The organism is Streptomyces aculeolatus (assembly GCF_020400605.1).
GTDB classification, from domain to species: domain Bacteria; phylum Actinomycetota; class Actinomycetes; order Streptomycetales; family Streptomycetaceae; genus Streptomyces; species Streptomyces aculeolatus.
Window position 1 is genome coordinate 261,880 of record NZ_JAINRD010000003.1, and the last position, 18,702, is coordinate 280,581.

Here is an 18,702-nt window from a genome sequence, read left to right on the forward strand (position 1 = left end):
CACTTCGTTGCGGGTGCAGACCGAAGAAATCAAGGGGTACGTGGGCGCCCGGCGAGGAAGGACAGCCCGTCGACGGCGATCGCGTCCTGGTTCGGTGCCAGTGGCCGCCAGATCGAGGCGGCCGTCGCGATCGTCTCGTTGTCGCCGGTGAACGACTCGATCACGAGCGGGCCCCGGTAGCCGGCCGCGTCGAGCGCGGTGAGGATGCCCGGCCAGTCGAGGTGGTCCGCGCCCGGGGCGCCCCGGTCGTTCGCGCACACCTGGACGTGGGCGATCCTCTCGCCCGCCCTGCGGATGGCCGCCGGGATGTCCTGCTCCTCGATGTTCATGTGGTAGATGTCCAGCGCGACGCCGCAGCCCTCGGCCGGCAGCCCGGCCAGTGCGGCCAGCGTCTGGTCGACGGTGTTGACCACGCTCGTCTCGTACCGGTTGAGCGGCTCCACCGCCACGGTGACGCCGGCTTCCCGCGCGTGCTCGACCACCGGGGCGAGGCCGTCCCGCAACTGCTCGTAACAGGCGCGCCGTTCCGCGTCGTCCATCCGCCAGGTGCGCCCCACCGAGGCGTAGAGAGGTCCCGCGACGACCGGCGAGGACACGGTGGCCGCAGCGTCGACCACGCGCCGCAGGAGATCTTGCGTGGCAGCGATGGTCTCCCCGTCGGCCGCGACCAGCTCGCGCCCCGGTCCCATCGCCACGACGAGGGTGGCCGACAGGCCGAGCGAATCGAGCAGCTTCGCCGCCCGGCCGGGATCCCAGTCGCCGATGTTCTCCACCGGCAGCTCGATCACGTCGAAGCCCCACCCCCGCACCCGGGGTGCCAGCTCGGCCAGCCGGCGGTCGGTCAGGGGCGAGGTCCACACCCAGGTGTTGACCCCGAACGTCCTTGCCGTCTTCATCGGTTCTCCCCTCGCGATTCCCTTGTCCACCGCACGGCCGGTCCCGGACGTCTCAGCGGAGCGCCCGGTCGTCGCCGCCGACACCGAGGTACCTGCTCTGCAGGTCCGGCCGGTCGAGCAGTTCGGCACCGGTGAACTCGGCCTCCAGCCGGCCCGAGACCATGACGAACTGGCGCCCGGCCATCCGGACCGCGGCGCGCAGGTTCTGCTCGACGACGAGCACGGCCACCCCTTCGCCGACGAGGCGGTGCACGACGTCGACGAGGACGTCGACGATGGTCGGGGCCAGCCCTTCGGACGGCTCGTCCATCACGATCAGATGCGCATTCAGCAGCAGCGCCCGGCCCACGGCGAGCATCTGCTGCTCGCCGCCGGAGAGAGCGGCGCCGCCGTGCTTCTTGCGTTCGGCCAGCCGCGGGAACAGCTCGTAGACCGCCTCGGGGGTCCACCGCTTGCCGCGTGCCCGCCCGGCCAGCATGGCCAGGTGCTCGTCGACGGTCAGCGACGGGAAGAGCCGCCGGCCCTGCGGGACGTACGCGATGCCGGCGCCCGCGATCTTCTCCGGCGTCCGGCCCTCGACCCGCTCACCCCGCAGCCGGACCTCCCCGCCCGTCGCCAGCAGGAAACCGACCAGGGTGTCGCAGAGCGTGGTCTTCCCCATGCCGTTGCGGCCGATGATCCCGACGGCCTCGACGCCCATGCTGAAGCCGATCTCCTCCAGGACCACCGAGGCGCCGTAGCCGGAACGCAGCCGGCGGACGTCCAGAAGGGGTGCCGTGCTCATGCCGGTGCCTCCGTGCCCAGATAGATCCGGTGAACGTGTGGATCGGCGCGGACCTGGGCGGGGGTGCCGGCCGTGATCTGCTCCCCGTCAGCCATCACCACCACCCGCTGGGCGATACGGAATGCCACGTCCATGTCATGCTCGACGAGCAGCAGGTTGAGCTCCTCGCCGAACGACTCCAGCAGCTCGACGAGGCGTTCGCGCTCGCCCCGCGACAGGCCGGACGCCGGCTCGTCGAGCAGCAGCACGTCCGGCCCCGTGGCGATCGCCATGCCGAGTTCCAGCTGGCGCTGCTGCCCGTGGGCCAGCTCCCCCGCCGTGGTGTCGAGCTGTTCCGCCAGCCACACCCGGCGCGCCACCTCGGCGGCCTCGTCGCTCATCCGCCGGTCGGCGGCCGAGCGCCACAGCGCCCGGTGCCGGCCCCGCAGACCGGCGAGCGCGAGGTAGATGTTCTCGCGGACCGTGAGCCCGGCCAGCGCCCGTGCCTTCTGGTACGTCCGGGCGACACCGAGCCGGGGGCGGTAGCGCGACGGCCGGTGGACGCACTCGACGCCCTTGATGACGACGGAACCGCTGGTCGGCGTGACATCGCCGGCGATCACGTTGAACAGCGTGCTCTTTCCGGCTCCGTTGGGTCCGATGACGGCCAGCCGCTCGCCCCGCGCGATGGCGAGGTCGATACCGCGCAGGGCGAGCAGGCCGCCGAACGCCACCGTGACCGCGCGGACCTGGACGACGGGCGCCCTGCCGCCCGGTTCGGACGGCGCCGTACTGGGGTGCGTCATGACCGGAACCTCCTACCTCTGCGGGACGCCGTCGACGACGGGGACGGCCTTGCCCTCCCAGGGCAGGTCCCGCTTCTCGCACTTCGGGAAGTCCCGCCCCGGCGACGGGGTGTCCGGGCTGAAGGTGCCGCCGAAGGTCTGGTCGACCCCGGGCACGATGGCCACGCTCTCCTGGACGACCTCGTCGGAGTCGTCGACGGCGAGGCGCGAGAGGCCGACGTCGACGACGCCGCTGCGGTTCTCGTCCAGGCTGATGCTGCCGTGCGGCAGGTCGAGGGTGAGCCCGGCGACGGCGGCCTGGAATGCCTTGGGGTCGGAGATGTCGCCGTCGACCGCCTTGAGCCCTTCGACCAGCGCCACGCCGGCCGTGTAGTACCCGTAGAAGAACCCGAAGGCCGCGGCGGTGGAGGGCGGGGCGGGCTCGTTGCCGCTCAGCGATCCTGGAATGGACTCCCACGTCTCGTCGGCGGCCGCCAGGTACTCCTGGATCTCCGGGGTCCGGATGTCGCCCGGCAGCGTGGCGAAGCCGCCGATGTGCGCCCCGGCGATGTCGGTGCCGAGCGCCTGGGCGAGGTCCGGGTTGAAGAAGAAGTTGCCCGCGTGCTCGTCACCGGTCAGATCGCCCTTGGCGTTGACGAACGCCTCCAGCGCGGCCTGGGTACCGGTGCCGCCCACGGCCCAGAAGTAGCCGTCCACCTCGTCCGGGTTCGGGAGCTGGGCGATGTAGGAGGAGTAGTCGGTGGTGCCCAGGGGCGGGAACACCCGGTGGGTGACCTCGCCGCCGACGCCGCAGAAGTCGGCGATGAAGCCGGCCGCCGAGGTGTGGCCGAAGCTGTAGTCGTCGGCGATGACCGCGACCTTGCGCCAGCCCTCCTCGTGGTAGAGCAGGTCGCCGAGGCCGGCGTTCCAGATCGCGCCGTCCCCGTAGAACCGGAAGTAGTTCGGCGCCTGGACCTGCAGCGTCTGCTCCTGCGAGCCGGAGATGCCCGCGAACACCGTCAGGTCGGGCTTGCTCTTCGCGTACTCGGCGACGGCGATGCCCTCGTCGCCGGAGAGCGGGCCGATGATGACGTTGGCCCCCTGCTGCTCCACCAGGCGGCGTACCTCCTGGAGGATGCGGTCGGCGGTGTCGTCGCCGCAGCCGATGCCGACGAGTTCGATCGGGGTGCCCGCCACCTCCGCGCCGCTGAAGCCCTTCAGCGCGCTGGTGGACGATTCCGGGCCGGCGCCGGCGAACCGGGCGAGGGCGAGGGTGGTGCCCGCGGCCACGTCCTCGTGGAACCCGCCGAACGGGCCCTCGCACTGGCCCAGGATCCCCAGCCGGACGCCGTCGCCGTCCTTGGGCGAGAACGCGGACGACTGCTCGTCGGCGGGCAGCCCGGAGGAGCTGTCGTCCCCGCTGCATCCGGCGGCCACCAGAGCCAGGCTCGCCACCATGGAGAGTGTGAGTGCCACGGGGCGTCTGAGTGCGCTCATGATCGTGTAACTCCCAGTTCCTTTTCGGTCGTACGCGTGGCCGGCGCTTGTCCGGCGGCCGGGTCCGGCCCGGTCCGGGTACGCGGCCGGAGGGCGGGGCGCAGTCGCCGGGCGATCCCGGTCAGCCCTTCGGGGGAGAGCATCATGATCAGCAGGACGATCACTCCGATCACGGTGTTGAACCGCGCCTCGGTGATGCCGATCCGGTCGATCAGCGGCAGATCGCGCAGGTAGGTGAAGACCAGTACGTAGACGAAGGCGCCCAGCCAGGCCCCCTCGAAGGACGAGATGCCGCCGATCACCGCGATGATCAGCAGGATCAGGGTGGGGCCGATCGCGATCGACGCGGGGTCGATCTGACCGTTCCACCACACGTTGAGCAGGCCGCCCGCCCCGGCCACGAACCCGGCGAGGGTGAAGGCCAGTGTCCGGTGCAGCGGCACGTTGTACCCCAGCGACGCCATCCGGACCGGATCGTCGCGGACGCCCTGCAGCGTCAGCCCGAACCCGGTCCGCCCCACCGCCCGGAAGCCGAGGTAGGCCAGGACGGAGAGTCCGAGGCCCGCGTAGTACAGCCGGACGGGCGGCCCTAGAAGGTCAGGCCGCTGGATGCTGGTGAGGCCGCCGGGCCCCGAGATCTCGACGATCTGCGCGAACACGTAGTAGCCGATGACGGCGTAGACCATCGTGAGCATCAGGAAGTAGAGCCCTGTGGTGCGGCTGGCGAGTGCGCCGAGGACGAACGCGGCCGCGGCGGTGACCACGAGGGCGAACGCGACCGCCGCCCAGGGGTGCCAGCCGAGGTTCAGGCCGCGGGCGCCGGTCTCCTGGGCCGCGTTGCCGAACATGAAGCCGGCGATGCCGAAGAGCAGGAACTGGGCGAGCGAGGTCATCCCCCCGTACCTGGCGAGGAAGACGACGGTTGCCGCCGCGAGGCCCAGGATGAGCGTCTGCGTCATGACGAAGTTGACGAAGTACGCCGTCGCCAGATTCGGCAGGAGCAGCAGGACGGCGACCAGGGCGGTCCCGAGGACGTTGTTCCGGGTCAGCAGGTCACGCGCGGTCATGCCGGTCTCCCGAAGAGTCCGTAGGGCCGTATCGCCAGGACCAGCGCCAGCAGGACGAAGGTCATGATGATCGCGTAGTAGGAGTACTCACTCGGCAGGTAGGCGGGCGAGAACGCCACGACCGTGCCGTACAGCAGCGAGCCGGCTGCGGCGCCCCGGAGCGAGCCGAGGCCGCCGATGATGACGACGACGAGCGAGTTCAGCAGCCAGTTGCCGTCGGTGCCGGGCGCGGCGCCGGCGAAGGAGGCACCGAGCACACCGCCCACCCCGGCCAGGAACGATCCGACGAAGAACGTGATCGCGAAGACCAGCTTGATGTTGATACCCAGTCCGCGCACCATCTGGCGGTCGTCCACGCCGGCCCGGATCACCATTCCCATGCCCGTCCTGGTGAGCCAGAGCCACAGCAGCGTGCCGATCAGCACGGCCACGCCGAGGATGAACAACCGGGTGACGGGGTAGCGCTCGCCCTGGACGGAGAAGAAGTGCGTGATCGCGCCGGGCCAGACCATCGTCTTGGCCAGCCCGCCGAACTCCCGCAGCATCTGGTCGGCCAGGACGACCGTGAGGGCCAGCGTCATCAGCGCCTGGCGCAGTTCCTGGCCCTCGTTCCACTGCAGGAAGAGCTGCTGGATCGCCAGGCCGGCCACGGCCGCGACGCCGGCGCCGGCCAGCATCGGCACCAGCCAGTCGAGCATGCCGACCTGGGCCGGGTCGATGTTGCGCGACTGGCCGACCATCGCCTCCTGCACGCGGATGGCGAGGTACGCGGCCAGCAGGAACAGCGAGCCGTGCGCCATGTTCACCGTACGCATCAGGCCGAAGATGAGGGTGAAGCCGGACGCCGCGACGAACAGCAGTCCGGCGAACGTGATCGCGTCGAGCACCGTGACGAGGAACTTGCCCGGGTCCTCCGCGGCGGGTCCGGCCGGGGTGCCGTCGGCGAGGAACACCACCCACGCGGCAACGGCGATGACGGCCAGGGCGACGGCCCAGACCGGCAGCCTGGCCAGGGCCCGGCGCAGGCGTGGTGCGGAGAGCCCCGGCGCGGGCCGCGAGCTCGCGTTCCGCGGGTTCGCGCCCGTACGGGTACGGGCGCTCCCGTCCTTGGTGTTGTGGTGTTCTGTCCGTGGTGGATCGATCCGGGCAGGCTTCATCCGTTCCTCCCGTCAGTCGGGCCCGTGAAGCGGCGCGTTTTCTGGTTCACTCGGGCGGGCACACCGCGCGTCGCCTCACGTGCCCGGTCGATGCATCCGCCGCCGGTCAGTTCGCGGCGGGGCCCTGCGCGCGGAGTTCCTCGTAGTCGGGGATCGCCACCCGCGCTCCCCCGTCCATCGCCGACACGTGCGCGCAGATGCCCACGGACGTCCAGTTCGCCGCGGTGACCTCGTCGATCGCGGAAGCCCGGTCCTCGGCGATGCAGCGGATGAACTCGTGTGCCAGGTGCGGATGCGAGCCGCCGTGGCCGCCGCCCTGGACGAAGGAGAGGTGCCCGTTGTCGTCGTCGTAGACGCCGTGCGTCGTGAACGGCGCGATCTGAGGCGGCAGCCGGTCCGCGAAGTCCGGGATGGTGACGCTCTTCGGAACCTCCCCGGTGTGCAGCACGTGTCCGGAGCCCTGCGTCTGCTCCCATTCAAAGGTCGCCCGGCTCCCGAACACCGTGAAACTCTCCACGTACTCACGCGCCGTCTCGAAAAGCGAACGCGCGATCTCGGCCCCGACGGGCGTATTGCGCAGGGTGATCAGGGCGCTTTCGACGGCGAACGGCGAGCCGTACTTCTCCGTGAGTTCCGGGGAGATACGACCGGAACCGATACACACGACACTCTCGGCCAGCGCACCGGCGAGACTCAGTACCGGACTCACCGCGTGCGTCGCGTAATGCATGGGCGGCAGACCCTCCCAGTAACCGGGCCAGCCCGCCATTTCCTGGTAGTGGGCGCCGCGCAGGAACTGGACCCGGCCTATCGTGCCGTTCACCACGAGATCGCGGACGTGCAGAAACTCACGGGAGTAGACGACCGTTTCCATCATCATGTACTTCTTGCCCGATTCCCGGACGGCGGCGACGATTTCCCGGCATTCATCGAGCGTCGTGGCCATCGGCACCGTGCACGCGACGTGCTTGCCGGCGCGGAGCGCCGCGACGGTGTGCTCGGCATGTTGCGGAATCGGGGTGTTGATGTGGACGGCGTCGATGCCGGGGTCCCGCAGCATCGCGTCGAAGTCGGTGAACCGGCCCGGCACCCCGAAGTGATCGGCGACCTGCGTCAGCGCCGTCTCGGTGCGCTGGCAGACCGCCGCCAACTCGGCATCGGGGTGGGCCTGGTAGATGGGGATGAACTCGGCACCGAATCCGAGGCCGGCAATCGCCACCCGTACCTTCTGCGTCATCGTTGACCTCCCATGAGCGTGTAGATTACGAACGCCGGTGGAGACCAAGCCATGCGTTATCCCGCAGTCTGGCTTAGAGTTTTTACATGCCCACCCGCCGGACACGTCACGTCGCGCTGCTGGTCGAAACCTCGAACGCCTACGCCCGCGGTGTGCTGGTGGGCGTGAAGAAGTACGTCGAGGCCCACCCGGGCTGGTCGATGTATCTCGCCGAGCACAGCCGTCACGAGACCGACTTCTCCTGGCTCGAAGACTGGCAAGGACACGGCGTGCTGGCCCGCATCGAAAGCGCCGAGACCGCTGCCTTCATCCGGCGGCTCGGTCTGCCCACCGTCGATCTCAGTGCCGCCCGGCTCGTGCCCGAACTACCCGGCGTCGAGACCGACGACGGGACGATCGCTCGGTGGGCCCTCCGGCACTTCGAGGAACGGGGGCTGCGGCACTTCGCCTTCTGCGGCGACGAGAGATTCGGCTGGTCCCTCAAGCGCGGCACCTGGTTCGCCGAGCACGTCCGCGACCGCGGCTCGGTTCCGCGGGAGTTCCGGATGAAGTCCACGGGCATGCGCGCCGCCGACCGCGAACTCCTCGCGGAATGGCTGCGCGGCCTTCCCAAACCAGTTGGTGTCTTCGCCTGCTATGACATTGCCGGTCAGGAAGTGCTGGAGGCCTGCAAGACCGCCGACCTGACGGTGCCCGACTCGGTCGCCGTCATCGGCGTCGACAACGACGAACTCATCGGCAACCTCACGACCCCGCCGCTGTCGAGCATCGAGCCGGACACGACGCGTACGGGATACCTCGCCGCCGAACTCCTGGATCTCATGATGCAGGGCCGTGCGCTCGAACCAGGCCTGCGCCTGATCGAACCGACCCGGCTCGTCACCCGGCAGTCCTCGGACATCCTGGCCGTGGACGACCCCCTCGTCGCCGACGCTCTGCGGTTCATCCGCGACCGCTCGGACCAGAATCTCGCGGTAACCGCCGTCCTCAGGCATATCGGGCTCTCCCGACGCGCACTCGACCACCGTTTCCTGCGGAGCCTGGGCCGGACCGTCCACGGCGAGATCGTGCGCGTCCGGGTGGCCCACGTCGCCGAACTTCTGTCCTCCACGGACTGGACCCTCCAGCAGATCGCCCAACGGCTCCGCTTCAGCCATTCCGAGTACATGAGCGTCGTGTTCAAAAAGCACACCGGCAAGTCACCGGGCCAGTACCGCCGGTCGGTGAACGGATCCGTCGCGCGTCAGGCTTTCTGGAGCGAGTAGGCGCGTAAGCCAGTGACGAGATATCGAACAGTATCCGGGATTTCGTGCGCGGAGTGCAGGCCCCAGCAGCGCGTTCAGGTGAGGCGGATGACGTTCCAGGACATGGGCTCCAGCACGGCCCGCAGGACCCCGCCCGACAGTGCCGTGCCCTGCGCCCCGTGCGGGGTGACACGGTCGGGTTCGGCCGCGGTGTTGCGGGCCTCGGGGTCGGTGTCGGACAGCACGCTGTGCTCGGCGACGCCGGTCACGCCCATTCCGTGCACGGCGATCTCCACCGGCAGTCCGGCCTGCTGCGCTCGGTTGACCGCGAAGACCGTGACGGCGCCGCTCCCTTCGTCCCGTACGGCCGTCGCGTGCAGCAGCGGGACCTCGCCGTACCGGGCGGTGTCGTACGTCGGCGACTCGGCCCGCACCTCGAGGACCGTGCCGCGACCGTGGCGTGCCGCCTGCGCGAAGGGGTGGAAGGTGGTCTGCCGCCAGGACGCGCCGCCCGGCTCCGTCATGATCGGTGCGATGACGTTGACGAGTTGCGCGAGGCAGGCCAGCTTCACCCGGTCCGCGTGCCGCAGCAGCGCGATCAGCAGCGAGCCCACGACGACGGCGTCGGTGACGGTGTACTGGTCCTCCAGCAGCCGCGGAGCCTCGGCCCAGCCGGGCGGGTTCCGGTCGAACTCGGCGTGGAAACGGCGCTGGTACCACACGTTCCACTCGTCGAAGGAGAGGTTGATCCGCTTCGTCGACTTCAGCCGGGCCCGTACGTGGTCGCAGGTGGCGACGACGCCCTCGATGAAGGACTCCATGTCCACGGCCGAGGCCAGGAAGGAGTCGCGGTCGCCGTCCACCTCCTCGTAGTAGGCGTGCAGGGAGATGTAGTCGACCAGGTCGTAGCACTCCGTGAGGACGGTCCTCTCCCACTCGGCGAAGGCCGGCATCGCCTGGTTCGAGCTGCCGCACGCGACCAGTTCCAGGCCCGGGTCGAGCCGGCGCATCGCCCGCGCGGTCTCGGCGGCCAGCCGCCCGTACTCCGCCGCGGTCTTGTGGCCCGTCTGCCACGGCCCGTCCATCTCGTTTCCCAGGCACCACAGCCGGATGCCGTAGGGCTCCTTGCTCCCGTGCGCGATGCGGAGGTCCGCCAACGCGGTGCCTTCTGGGTGGTTGGCGTACTCCTGGAGTTCGATGGCCTCGGCGACGCCCCTGGTGCCGAGGTTGAGGGCGAGCACCGGCTCGCAGCCCGTCTTGCGGAGGAAGTCGGCGTACTCGCGGAGCCCGAACCGGTTGCTCTCCGTGGTCTGCCAGGCCGGGTCGAGGCGGCGCGGCCGGTCCTGCCGGGGGCCGACGCCGTCCTCCCACTTGTAGCCGGAGACGAAGTTGCCGCCGGGGTAGCGGACGGCGGTCACCCCCAGCTCGCGGATGAGGTCCAGGACGTCGGTGCGCAGTCCGGCCGGGTCGGCGGCGGGGTGGCCGGGTTCGTAGACGCCCGTGTAGACGCACCGGCCGAGGTGTTCGACGAAGGACCCGAACAGCCGCGGGCCGGCCTCACCCACGGTGAAGGCGGGGTCGAGGGTGAAGCGTGCGGTGGCGCTCATGGGTTCCTCTCTGTGGCTGCCCGATTCGGTGCGCTGCACGGCCGGTGTCACTTCCCGGCGAGGCCGGTGTGCGCGACGCCGCGGACGATCTGGCGCTGGAAGACGGCGAAGACCACCAGCAGCGGCAGTCCGGCCATCACCAGGGAGGCCATCACCTGGGAGTAGCGGACGCCGTAACTGGACTGGATGTTGACCAGGCCCACCGGCAGCGTCATGCCGTTCGGGTCGGTGGTGACCAGGAAGGGCCAGAGGAAGTTGTTCCAGGTATGGATGAAGACGAAGATCGAGACCGCGGCGAGGACGGGCCGGGACAGCGGCAGCACGATCGTGAAGAACACCCGCCAGCGCCCGGCGCCGTCGCAGAAGGCCGCCTCCTCCAGCTCGCGCGGCACCCCTTCGAAGAACTTCACCAGGATGAACACCATCGCGGGCACGGCCACCTGGGGCAGGATCACGCCCCAGTAGGTGTCCACCAGGCCGAGTGCCGCCATCTCCGCGAAGAGCGGCGCCATCAGCACCTGCGGCGGCACCATGATGCCGGCGAGTACGACCGCGTAGAGGACCTTCCGGCCGCGGAACTCGGTGCGCGCGAACCCGTACGCCGCCATGGCGCACAGCAGGACGGTCAGCAGGGTGGTCATCACCGAGATGTAGAGGGTGTTGAGCATCCAGCGGGGGAGGTCGCCGGCCGCCCACACTTTGTCGTACGCGTCGAAGGTGACGCTGGAGCCGATCCAGGCGAGCGGGGTCTCGACCTCTTCGCCCATGGGCTTGAGCGAGGTGGCCAGGGCGTAGGCGAGCGGCAGCAGCCAGGTCGCGGCGAGGACGAGTGCGGCCAGCAGCATGGCGACGCGGCCGCGGGTCCAGCGCGGGCGCCGGCCGCCGCCGGTGCCGCCGGCCGAGGCGGGCGCGGCGGCGGAGACCGGGTCCGGGCGGGAGGTGTCGGCCGCTGCGCTCATGAGGTGCTCTCCTGCCGTGTCCTGCGGGCGAGGTGCAGGTGGATGAGGGAGACGATGACGATCAGGGCGAAGAAGATGTACGAGGCGGCGGAGGCGTAGCCGATCCGGTAGCCGGTGAAGCCCTCCTCGAAGACGTACAGCAGGGTGGTCTTCGTGGCGCCGTCCGGCCCGCCCTGGGTCATGATGTAGACCTGGTCGAAGATCTTGAGCGAGGCCAGAAGCTGGAGGATCACCACCACTCCCGTGGTGCGCCGCAGCATCGGCAGGGTGATGTGCCACAGGCGCTGCCAGGCGCTCGCACCGTCCAGCTCGGCCGCCTCGTAGAGGTGCTGCGGGATGGACTGCAGCGCCGCGAGGTAGAGCAGGAAGTTGAAGCCGACGGTCCACCAGATCGTGGCGATGACGATGGAGAGCATCGCGTACTGCGGGTCGGTGAGCCAGCCGATGCCCGGGTGCAGGCCGAACTCGGCGAGCACCTGGTCGGCGAGGCCGAAGTCGGCGGGATAGATGATCCACAGCCACAGGAGCCCGACGACACCGGAGGGCAGCAGATAGGGCGCGAACCAGCTCAGCCGCCACAGCCAGTCCACGAAGCGCAGGCCGTGCGCGAGCAGGGCCATCACCAGGCCGAGCAGCACCAGCGGCACCGTGGACAGGAGGGTGAACCAGACGGTCTGCCACAGCGCCTCCCACATGTCGGGGTCGGAGAGCGCCTCGGCGTAGTTGTCGAACCCGACGTACTCGCCGCCGCTGCCGGTGATGTTGTCGCTGGTCAGGCTCATCTTGATGCCGAGCACCACGGGCCAGACCAGGAAGAGGGCGTAGAGGACGAGGAAGGGCGCGACGAACATCAGCCCGTGCTCGAAGCGGCTGTGCCGGATGGCGGTGCCGCCGGGTACGGGTGCGGAGGCGCCGGGTACGTCGTGCGCGGCGGTGGCGTCCCGCTCGGTCCGCGTGGGCGCGGTCATGCCTGATCACCGCCCGGGGCCGGGACCTCGCCGAGCGGACTGGGCGTGTCGAGCAGCTTCTTCAGGCCCGCCGTCGCCTCGGCCAGGGCGCTTTCGGGCGTACGGGACCCCGTGAACACGCCGGAGAAGATGTGTCCCAGCTCCAGCCACATGAGGGAGGCGGAGCCGGCGAACCAGGCGGGCGGGTCGAGTGCGACGTAGTCGATCACGTGGCGGTACTCGGACTGCGGTTCCAGCTTGAGGTAGGCGGGCTTGCCGAGCGTGGGGGTGTACGCGGGTATGTGCCCGCCGCGGGCCCAGTCGGCCGAGTGCGTGAGCATCCAGGCGACGAACCGGTGGGCGGCGCGGTTGCGCTCGCCGCCGCGGTCCTCCTGGTGCGGCAGGACGAAGGAGTGGGAGTCGGCCTGGGCGGCCGGGCGGCCGAAGAGGTTCGGCACCGGGGCCATGGAGAACGGCAGCTCGGTCTCCAGATAGGTGCTGACCTCCCAGTCGCCGTTGAGGGCCAGGCCCGTCTCGCCCGCGTTGAAGATCCCGACGCTGCCCTGGTAGTCGGCGATGCGGACGGCGAGTCCCTCGTGGGTGAGCATGCGCATGAACTCCAGCACGCGCAGGGCCTTGTCCTCGTCGAGGGTGAGGCGGGTGCCGGTGTCGTCCAGCAGGGTGCCGCCGGTCTGCGCGTAGAAGGTGGCGAAGACGCGGGCCGGGCCTGCCGCGTCCGCGCCGGTGGTCTCCATGACCAGCGGCGGCCGGTCGGTCACCCGGCGGATCGCGCGCAGCGCGTCGACGAACTCGCCGGCGCCCTCGAGGGTCCTGATCCGTCCGTCCGCCCGCAGCAGCCCCGCCTGCTCGCAGATCTCGGTCTGGTAGTAGAGCACGAGGGGGTGGGTGTCGAGCGGCACGGCGTACTGCTTGCCGCCGATCGTGCCGCGGTCCCAGATCTCCGCCGGGAAGTCCCCGGGGCGCACGCCGTACTCGGCGAGGAGGCCGAGGTCGAACGCATCCAGCAGCTTTCCGGGACCGAAGCCCGGCAGTCGCGCCAGGTGCAGCACCGCCACCTCGGGTGCCCGTCCCCCGGCGCCGGCCATGCCGAGCTTGGTGTAGTACGGCGCGCCCCACTCCAGTTGGGCCGCGTCCAGTGCGATGCCGGAGTGCTCGGCTTCGAACGCGTCGAGCATCGCCTGCATGGTGACGCCGTCACCGCCGCCGAAGAGGTGCCAGTAGCGCAAGGGCGTCTTGCCGGACGCCACGGAGGAGGGCGCGGCGCAGCTCGCCGTGCCGGCCGCGCCCGCACCGGCGAGCGCGACGAGCCCCGCGAGACCCGCGGCCGAGCCGAGCACGCGCCGGCGGGTCGGTGGTGGACCGGATGGAGCGGGCGGGACAGGAGGCGGTGGGGACATGAACGGCTCCTCGCCGGAGGTGGGTTGGTTCGTAATATCGAACAACGACCGGCTTTCCGGACGGAAAATAGGCTCGAAGCGTGTCCACGTCAATGCCGGAGCACAGCCGATCCCGCTCGGCCCGCGCGGCAGGTCGACGCGGGCCGTCGTGCCGGACCGGCCCGCTCAGGGGCGGGGTCACCCGCCTCCACACGGCGGGCGCGGCCCGTCCGCCCCGAGCGCCGTCAGGTACCCAGCGCGCTGATGCTCTCGGCCATCTCGTCGAGGAAGTCCTGTAATTCCGGTCCCGAGCCCGTCGACGCCAGCAGGAAGCCGAAGAGCACTGCGACGGTCGCAGGTCCCGCCTTGACCGAGCCGCTGCGCATCAACACGATCAGGATGACCCCCATCATCAGCACCCCGGACAGTGAGATCGCCACGCCCTCATCACCCCTCGGTCGTCTTTTCGCCGTCCACTGTGGATGTGTGCCGTACCGGGGCCGTCGGACGGTGTCCTCGCGACCGGCGCCGCGGTGTATCGCCGGCACCGGTCTCAGGTGCCGCGCCTGTCGGTGAGGACCGGAGTGCGGTCATCGGCCGGGGGCGCGGCGTGGGTTCGTTCGCCGCCGGTCGGCGCACCGGCGGGTCCCTCGACGGAGACGTGCGGCAGGATTCGGTCGATCGCCCTGGGCAGATACCAGTTCCACTTCCCGAACAACTGCATGGCCGCAGGTACGAGGATCGTGCGCACCACCAGGGCGTCGAGCAGGATGGCCACGGCCACGCCGAGCCCGAACTCGGCGATCATGCGCATACCGACGAACAGGAAGGCCGTGAACACGCAGATCATGATGATCGCGACAGCCGTGATGATCTGCCCGGTGGCGGCCTGGCCGCGCCGGACGGCGAGATCGTTGTCGCCGGTGTGGAGCCATTCCTCATGGATGCGACTGACCAGGAACACCTCGTAGTCCATCGACAGCCCGAACAGGACGGCCAGCATCATCGGCGGCAGGAACGACTCCACCGGCCCGGCCGGGCCCGCACCCAGGGCGGACGAGCCCCAGCCCCACTGGAAGACCGCGACCACGATGCCGAACCCGGCGCCGGCGGAGAGCAGGTTCATCACCGCCGCGGTGAGCGGGATGAGCACACTGCGGAACGCGAGCATCAGCAGCAGGCATCCCAGGACGACGACGATGGTGACGAAGAGCGGCATCTTGCCGCTCAGTTCGGACGCGAAGTCCTTGTGCACGGCGGTCTGCCCGCCGACGTGGACGGTGAGCCCGTCCTCCTCGTGGGCGGGGATCACGCGGTCGCGCAACGTGTCGATGAGGTCCGATGTCTGTTCCGACTGCGGGGATTCCGCGGGGATGACCTGCATGGTTCGCACCGTCGCGGCGGGCGTGGCCGGAGGGGTCCGTACGGCCGACACCCCGGGGACGGTCTCGATCTCCTGTCCCAGCCGGGTGAAGTCGGTCGCGGCCTGCGGGGACGGGACCTTCGCGACGAGTTGCAGCGGGCCGTTGTGTCCCGGGCCGAAGCCGTCGGCGAGCAGGTCGTAGGCCTGACGCGTGGTGGTGTCGGGCGGGTTGTTGCCGGCGTCGGAGGACCCCAGCCGCAGCGAGAAGAACGGGATCATCAACACCACCATGACCACGGTCGCCATGATCGTCAGGGGCACCGGCCGCTTCTGCACGAATCCGGCCCATCGCGCCCACCTGCTGGAGATCTGAGCCCCGCTCGGCCCTTCCCGCTTGAGCCGGGCGCGTTGGCGGCGGCTGAGCACCCGGGTGCCGAACGCCCCGAACAGGGCGGGCAGCAGCGTCACGGCGACCGCGATGGCGAACGCCACCATGATCGCGGCCGACAGTCCGATCCCGGACAGGATGCTGAAGCCGAGGACGAGCAAGCCGAGCATCGCGACCGCGACCGTACCGCCGGCGAAGACGACCGCCCGGCCGGAGGTGTTCATGGCCGCCACGGTCGCTTCCTGGGGGCTGAGCCCGGCCCGGATGCCGTTGCGGTAGCGGGCGACGATGAACAGCGCGTAGTCGATGCCGACGCCGAGACCGATGAACGCGGCGATGATGGGGGCGGTGCTGGGGACGCTCATCACCTGGGTGAGGAGGTCGATCGCCAAGATCGCGCCGCCCAGCGCCAGGACTGCGGCGATGAGCGGGATGGCCATCGCCACCAAGGACCCGAACGCGAGCAGCATGACGATCGCCGCGGCCAGGATGCCGATCAGTTCGCTGCTCGATGTCGAGGGCTTGTCCAGCTCCCCGATCGCTTTCCCTCCGAACTCCACCTGCAGCGCGTCGCTGCGCAGCTTCGAGCCCAGGGCCACCACCTGCTCGATGTTTCCGGTGTCCAGGCTTTGGCTCCGCCCGGTGAAGGTGACCGTCGCGTAGGCGGTCCCGCCGTCGCGGCTGATCTGCGCCGAGCCCGTGGGACCGAACGGGCCGGTGACCGCGCCGACCTCGGGAACCTCCGCCACCTCGGCCAGCATCCTGCTGACGTCGGCCTTGACGGCCGGGTCGGTCACCTTGCCGCTGGTCGCGTGCAGCACGATGGTGCTCGTGTCGCCGGAGGTGCGTTCGAACTGTGTGGCCAGCAACTCTGCGGCCTTGGTCGATTCAGTGCCGGGCAGGGTGTACTCCTCCGAGAAGGAGGAGCCGCCCGCGGCGCGCACGCCACCCGCCAGGATCGCGAGGAGCAGCAGCCACCCGCCGATGACGATGAACCGGTGCCGGAAGCACCACCGCGCGACAGCACTCATCGGCTTCCGCCCCGGAGCCGGATCTGAAGGTTGTCGAAATGGAGCACAACTCTGCTTTCGTGACGTAGGTCGGGCTCGGCGCCTCGCCGCGCTGCACGGTCCGTGCACCTTGCCCTCACGGGCCTTCCCGCAGCTCAAAGGCTGCCTCCACGGAGGCCCCGGCGTCGTCAGGCTGCGGTCGGGTACGCGCGTCAGGCCAGCGGGGTACCGGCCGTCGGCATACATTCCTGGATGTAGACGCGGGTACGACCGTGACCCGAGGGCCGCCCGCGGTCGTACGGACGCCGCACGGGCCGGCGCGCACGGCCGGGCTCACGGCCTTGTACGGTGGCTGCCTGCGGTGCCGTTACCGACGTCCGCATTTCGGAGGCCGGCGATGACGATTCGGGTGGTGGTAGCCGACGACCACATCCTCGTACGGGCAGGCTTCAGCGTGCTCGTGAACGCCGCGGAGGGGATGGAGGTCGTCGCCGAGACCAGCACCGGCCGCGACACCGTGGCAGCCGGCCGCCGGCACCTGCCCGACATCATCCTGATGGATGTGCGGATGCCCGACATGGACGGCATCGAGGCCACCCGGCAGCTACTCGGCGACCCGGCTACCGCGGCCATCCGGATCGTCATCCTCACCACCTTCGACCTCGACGAGTACGTATTCGCCGCCCTCAAGGCCGGCGCCAGCGGCTTCCTCCTCAAGGACACCCCGCCCGAGCAGTTGCTCGCGGGAATCCGCACCGCCGCCGCCGGCGACGCCCTCCTCGCGCCGAGCGTGACCCGGCGTCTCATCCGCGACTTCGTCAACCGTCCCGCCCTCGACCCGGGCGTCTCGCCCACCCTGCTCGGTCCGCTCACGGAGCGGGAGAAAGAGGTCCTCGTCCACGTGGCCGCAGGGCACTCGAACGCCGACATCAGCGCGCAGCTCAACATCAGCGTCGCCACGGTCAAGACCCACGTCAGCCGCCTGTTCAGCAAGCTGCAGGCGCACGACCGCGCCCAGCTCGTCGTGATCGCCTACGAGACCGGCCTCGTCGAGCAGGCCCGGCGGCGCTAGACGGGGCCGGAGGCAGCGGTCGGGCCCTCTTGCGCGGCACCGGCCGGACCGCCGTGTTCACGATCCGGTCTCGCCCGTACGCAGCAATGCCCGGACCCGGAAACCGTCGCCGTGGGGACCGGCGCGCAGGTAGCCGTCGAACAGGGCTGCTCGCTCGCGCATGCCGATCAGCCCATGACCGGCCGTGGTGGCGGACTCGGCGGCGGAGCGGAGTACGGCGTCCTCCCGGCGGTGTGGCCCGGCGGGGCCGCTGTCGGTGACCTCGATGACCACCTCCTCGGTGCGGTACTCGATGCGGAGGGCGGCCCGGGTCGGCCCGGCGTGGCGTACGACGTTGGTGAGGGCCTCCTGAGCGATGCGGTACGCCGACAGGTCCACTGCGGCGGGGAGCCGGCGGGCCGTGCCGCGGATATCGAGGCGCAGGTCGACGCCGGCGCTGCGGATCTGGTCGGCGAGCGCGGCCGTGTCGGCGAGCCCGGGGGTGGGAGTGAGCGCGGGGTCGACGGCGTCCTCGTGGCGCAGCACCTCGACGAGCAGCCGCATCTCGTGGAGGGCCTGCCTGGTGGTGGTCTCGACGATTCCGAGGGTCTCCACCACCTGCCCCGGATCGCTGTCCATGACCATGCGCGCGACACCGGCGCGTACCGCGACGAGGCTCATCGAGTGCGCGACGATGTCGTGCAGTTCGCGGGCGATGACCAGACGTTCGTCGATGGCGGCCTGGCGGATGCGGGCGGCGTGCTGCCGTTCCCGTTCGGCCTCTTGCTCGGCAGCGGCGCTGATCCTTTTCCGGCGCTCCCGGGCGGCGAGGCCGGCGAACCAGCCGACGCAGACGATCGCGACATTGGCCACGAGCACGGCCGGCCAGCCCGAGGAGACACTCCCGATGCCGACCCCGGAGGCCATCAGCAGGCCGGCGACACCGGGAGGAACCCACCAGAACGCGTATTCCGCCGTCGACGCGAGGGTGTAGCCGGTGACGGCGACGCAGACCGACACCTGCGGCGCCCCGCCGAGCGCGGCGACCGCGAAGGCACAGAGCGACGCCACGGCGAACGACAGGCGCGGACGGAGCCGACGGGCGGCGACGGCGAGGGCGGCGAAGACGATGCCCGCGGTCCGCAGCGCGTGCGCGCCGTCAGCGGGGTGGTGGGCACCGCTGCGGGCGTCGGCCCAGAGCAGACCGACGCACAGCAGGACGGCGAACGCGAAGTCGAGGAGGACCAGCGGGCGCGGTCGCCTGGTGAGAAAACTCTGCACCTGCCGTGGCGGAGGGTTGCCGGACACGCCATCAGGCTACTCATGGGGAGGGG

16 protein-coding genes are annotated in these 18,702 nt (G+C 70.4%); 2 read left to right on the forward strand and 14 right to left on the reverse strand.

Annotated features, from left to right (window positions below):
* Nucleotides 1-29 precede the first annotated feature (29 nt).
* The 7 genes from LG396_RS07600 to LG396_RS07630 all read right to left on the reverse strand — a co-directional run bounded on the left by LG396_RS07600 (nt 30) and on the right by LG396_RS07630 (nt 7,402).
* Nucleotides 30-896 (reverse strand): sugar phosphate isomerase/epimerase family protein, encoded by an 867-nt coding sequence (locus tag LG396_RS07600; protein WP_225794152.1) that lies wholly within the window; start codon nt 894-896, stop codon nt 30-32.
* A gap of 52 nt (nt 897-948) precedes the next feature.
* Nucleotides 949-1,680: an ABC transporter ATP-binding protein gene (locus LG396_RS07605; RefSeq protein ID WP_225794153.1), complete on the reverse strand. Its 732-nt coding sequence runs from the start codon at nt 1,678-1,680 to the stop codon at nt 949-951.
* Nucleotides 1,677-2,465: an ABC transporter ATP-binding protein gene (locus LG396_RS07610; RefSeq protein ID WP_225794154.1), complete on the reverse strand. Its 789-nt coding sequence runs from the start codon at nt 2,463-2,465 to the stop codon at nt 1,677-1,679. Before LG396_RS07610 ends, LG396_RS07605 begins: the two co-directional genes overlap by 4 nt.
* 12 nt (nt 2,466-2,477) lie before the next feature.
* Entirely contained in the window at nt 2,478-3,941 is a 1,464-nt protein-coding gene (locus tag LG396_RS07615; protein WP_225794155.1) for an ABC transporter substrate-binding protein, read from the reverse strand.
* Nucleotides 3,938-5,008: a branched-chain amino acid ABC transporter permease gene (locus LG396_RS07620; RefSeq protein WP_225794156.1), complete on the reverse strand. Its 1,071-nt coding sequence runs from the start codon at nt 5,006-5,008 to the stop codon at nt 3,938-3,940. The genes LG396_RS07615 and LG396_RS07620 overlap by 4 nt, the downstream gene beginning before the upstream one ends.
* Nucleotides 5,005-6,165, reverse strand: coding sequence for a branched-chain amino acid ABC transporter permease (locus tag LG396_RS07625; RefSeq protein WP_225794157.1), 1,161 nt, complete (start codon nt 6,163-6,165; stop codon nt 5,005-5,007). Before LG396_RS07625 ends, LG396_RS07620 begins: the two co-directional genes overlap by 4 nt.
* Nucleotides 6,166-6,271: 106 nt before the next feature.
* Nucleotides 6,272-7,402, reverse strand: coding sequence for a Gfo/Idh/MocA family protein (locus LG396_RS07630; protein ID WP_225794158.1), 1,131 nt, complete (start codon nt 7,400-7,402; stop codon nt 6,272-6,274).
* Nucleotides 7,403-7,488: 86 nt separating this feature from the next.
* Between LG396_RS07630 and LG396_RS07635 the strand changes: the two genes are divergently transcribed.
* The gene (locus LG396_RS07635; protein ID WP_225794159.1) at nt 7,489-8,667 is read left to right on the forward strand and encodes a XylR family transcriptional regulator; all 1,179 of its coding nucleotides are present in this window, start codon (nt 7,489-7,491) and stop codon (nt 8,665-8,667) included.
* A 74-nt stretch (nt 8,668-8,741) separates the two neighbouring features.
* Here LG396_RS07635 and arfA read toward each other — a convergent pair whose 3' ends face one another.
* From arfA to LG396_RS07665, 6 genes are all read right to left on the reverse strand, one after another.
* A complete protein-coding gene (gene arfA / locus LG396_RS07640; protein ID WP_225794160.1) occupies nt 8,742-10,253 on the reverse strand; it encodes an arabinosylfuranosidase ArfA in 1,512 nt (503 codons plus the stop codon).
* 47 nt (nt 10,254-10,300) lie between these two features.
* Complete coding sequence (locus LG396_RS07645; RefSeq protein ID WP_037747031.1) at nt 10,301-11,212, reverse strand: carbohydrate ABC transporter permease; 912 nt, start codon at nt 11,210-11,212, stop codon at nt 10,301-10,303.
* Complete coding sequence (locus LG396_RS07650) at nt 11,209-12,180, reverse strand: carbohydrate ABC transporter permease (RefSeq protein ID WP_130457583.1); 972 nt, start codon at nt 12,178-12,180, stop codon at nt 11,209-11,211. Before LG396_RS07650 ends, LG396_RS07645 begins: the two co-directional genes overlap by 4 nt.
* Complete coding sequence (locus LG396_RS07655) at nt 12,177-13,517, reverse strand: extracellular solute-binding protein (protein ID WP_225794161.1); 1,341 nt, start codon at nt 13,515-13,517, stop codon at nt 12,177-12,179. Before LG396_RS07655 ends, LG396_RS07650 begins: the two co-directional genes overlap by 4 nt.
* Nucleotides 13,518-13,801: 284 nt before the next feature.
* Nucleotides 13,802-13,996, reverse strand: a complete 195-nt coding sequence (locus LG396_RS07660) for a hypothetical protein (protein ID WP_130457584.1) — start codon at nt 13,994-13,996, stop codon at nt 13,802-13,804.
* Nucleotides 13,997-14,109: 113 nt separating this feature from the next.
* Entirely contained in the window at nt 14,110-16,338 is a 2,229-nt protein-coding gene (locus LG396_RS07665; RefSeq protein WP_225794162.1) for an MMPL family transporter, read from the reverse strand.
* 376 nt (nt 16,339-16,714) lie between these two features.
* Here LG396_RS07665 and LG396_RS07670 point away from each other — a divergent pair, with 376 nt between their 5' ends.
* The gene (locus LG396_RS07670; RefSeq protein ID WP_225794163.1) at nt 16,715-17,389 is read left to right on the forward strand and encodes a response regulator; all 675 of its coding nucleotides are present in this window, start codon (nt 16,715-16,717) and stop codon (nt 17,387-17,389) included.
* Between the two features lie 57 nt (nt 17,390-17,446).
* Here the strand turns inward: LG396_RS07670 and LG396_RS07675 are convergent, their stop codons facing one another.
* Complete coding sequence (locus tag LG396_RS07675; RefSeq protein WP_225794164.1) at nt 17,447-18,676, reverse strand: sensor histidine kinase; 1,230 nt, start codon at nt 18,674-18,676, stop codon at nt 17,447-17,449.
* Nucleotides 18,677-18,702 lie beyond the last annotated feature (26 nt).

Excerpts from the sequence above, each read along its gene's own strand:
- LG396_RS07600 (WP_225794152.1), bottom strand. The coding sequence starts at position 896 with ATGAAGACGGCAAGGACGTTCGGGGTCAACACCTGGGTGTGGACCTCG.
- LG396_RS07605 (WP_225794153.1), bottom strand. The coding sequence starts at position 1,680 with ATGAGCACGGCACCCCTTCTGGACGTCCGCCGGCTGCGTTCCGGCTAC.
- LG396_RS07610 (WP_225794154.1), bottom strand. The coding sequence starts at position 2,465 with ATGACGCACCCCAGTACGGCGCCGTCCGAACCGGGCGGCAGGGCGCCC.
- LG396_RS07615 (WP_225794155.1), bottom strand. The coding sequence starts at position 3,941 with ATGAGCGCACTCAGACGCCCCGTGGCACTCACACTCTCCATGGTGGCG.
- LG396_RS07620 (WP_225794156.1), bottom strand. The coding sequence starts at position 5,008 with ATGACCGCGCGTGACCTGCTGACCCGGAACAACGTCCTCGGGACCGCC.
- LG396_RS07625 (WP_225794157.1), bottom strand. The coding sequence starts at position 6,165 with ATGAAGCCTGCCCGGATCGATCCACCACGGACAGAACACCACAACACC.
- LG396_RS07630 (WP_225794158.1), bottom strand. The coding sequence starts at position 7,402 with ATGACGCAGAAGGTACGGGTGGCGATTGCCGGCCTCGGATTCGGTGCC.
- LG396_RS07635 (WP_225794159.1), top strand. The coding sequence starts at position 7,489 with ATGCCCACCCGCCGGACACGTCACGTCGCGCTGCTGGTCGAAACCTCG.
- arfA (WP_225794160.1), bottom strand. The coding sequence starts at position 10,253 with ATGAGCGCCACCGCACGCTTCACCCTCGACCCCGCCTTCACCGTGGGT.
- LG396_RS07645 (WP_037747031.1), bottom strand. The coding sequence starts at position 11,212 with ATGAGCGCAGCGGCCGACACCTCCCGCCCGGACCCGGTCTCCGCCGCC.
- LG396_RS07650 (WP_130457583.1), bottom strand. The coding sequence starts at position 12,180 with ATGACCGCGCCCACGCGGACCGAGCGGGACGCCACCGCCGCGCACGAC.
- LG396_RS07665 (WP_225794162.1), bottom strand. The coding sequence starts at position 16,338 with ATGAGTGCTGTCGCGCGGTGGTGCTTCCGGCACCGGTTCATCGTCATC.
- LG396_RS07670 (WP_225794163.1), top strand. The coding sequence starts at position 16,715 with ATGACGATTCGGGTGGTGGTAGCCGACGACCACATCCTCGTACGGGCA.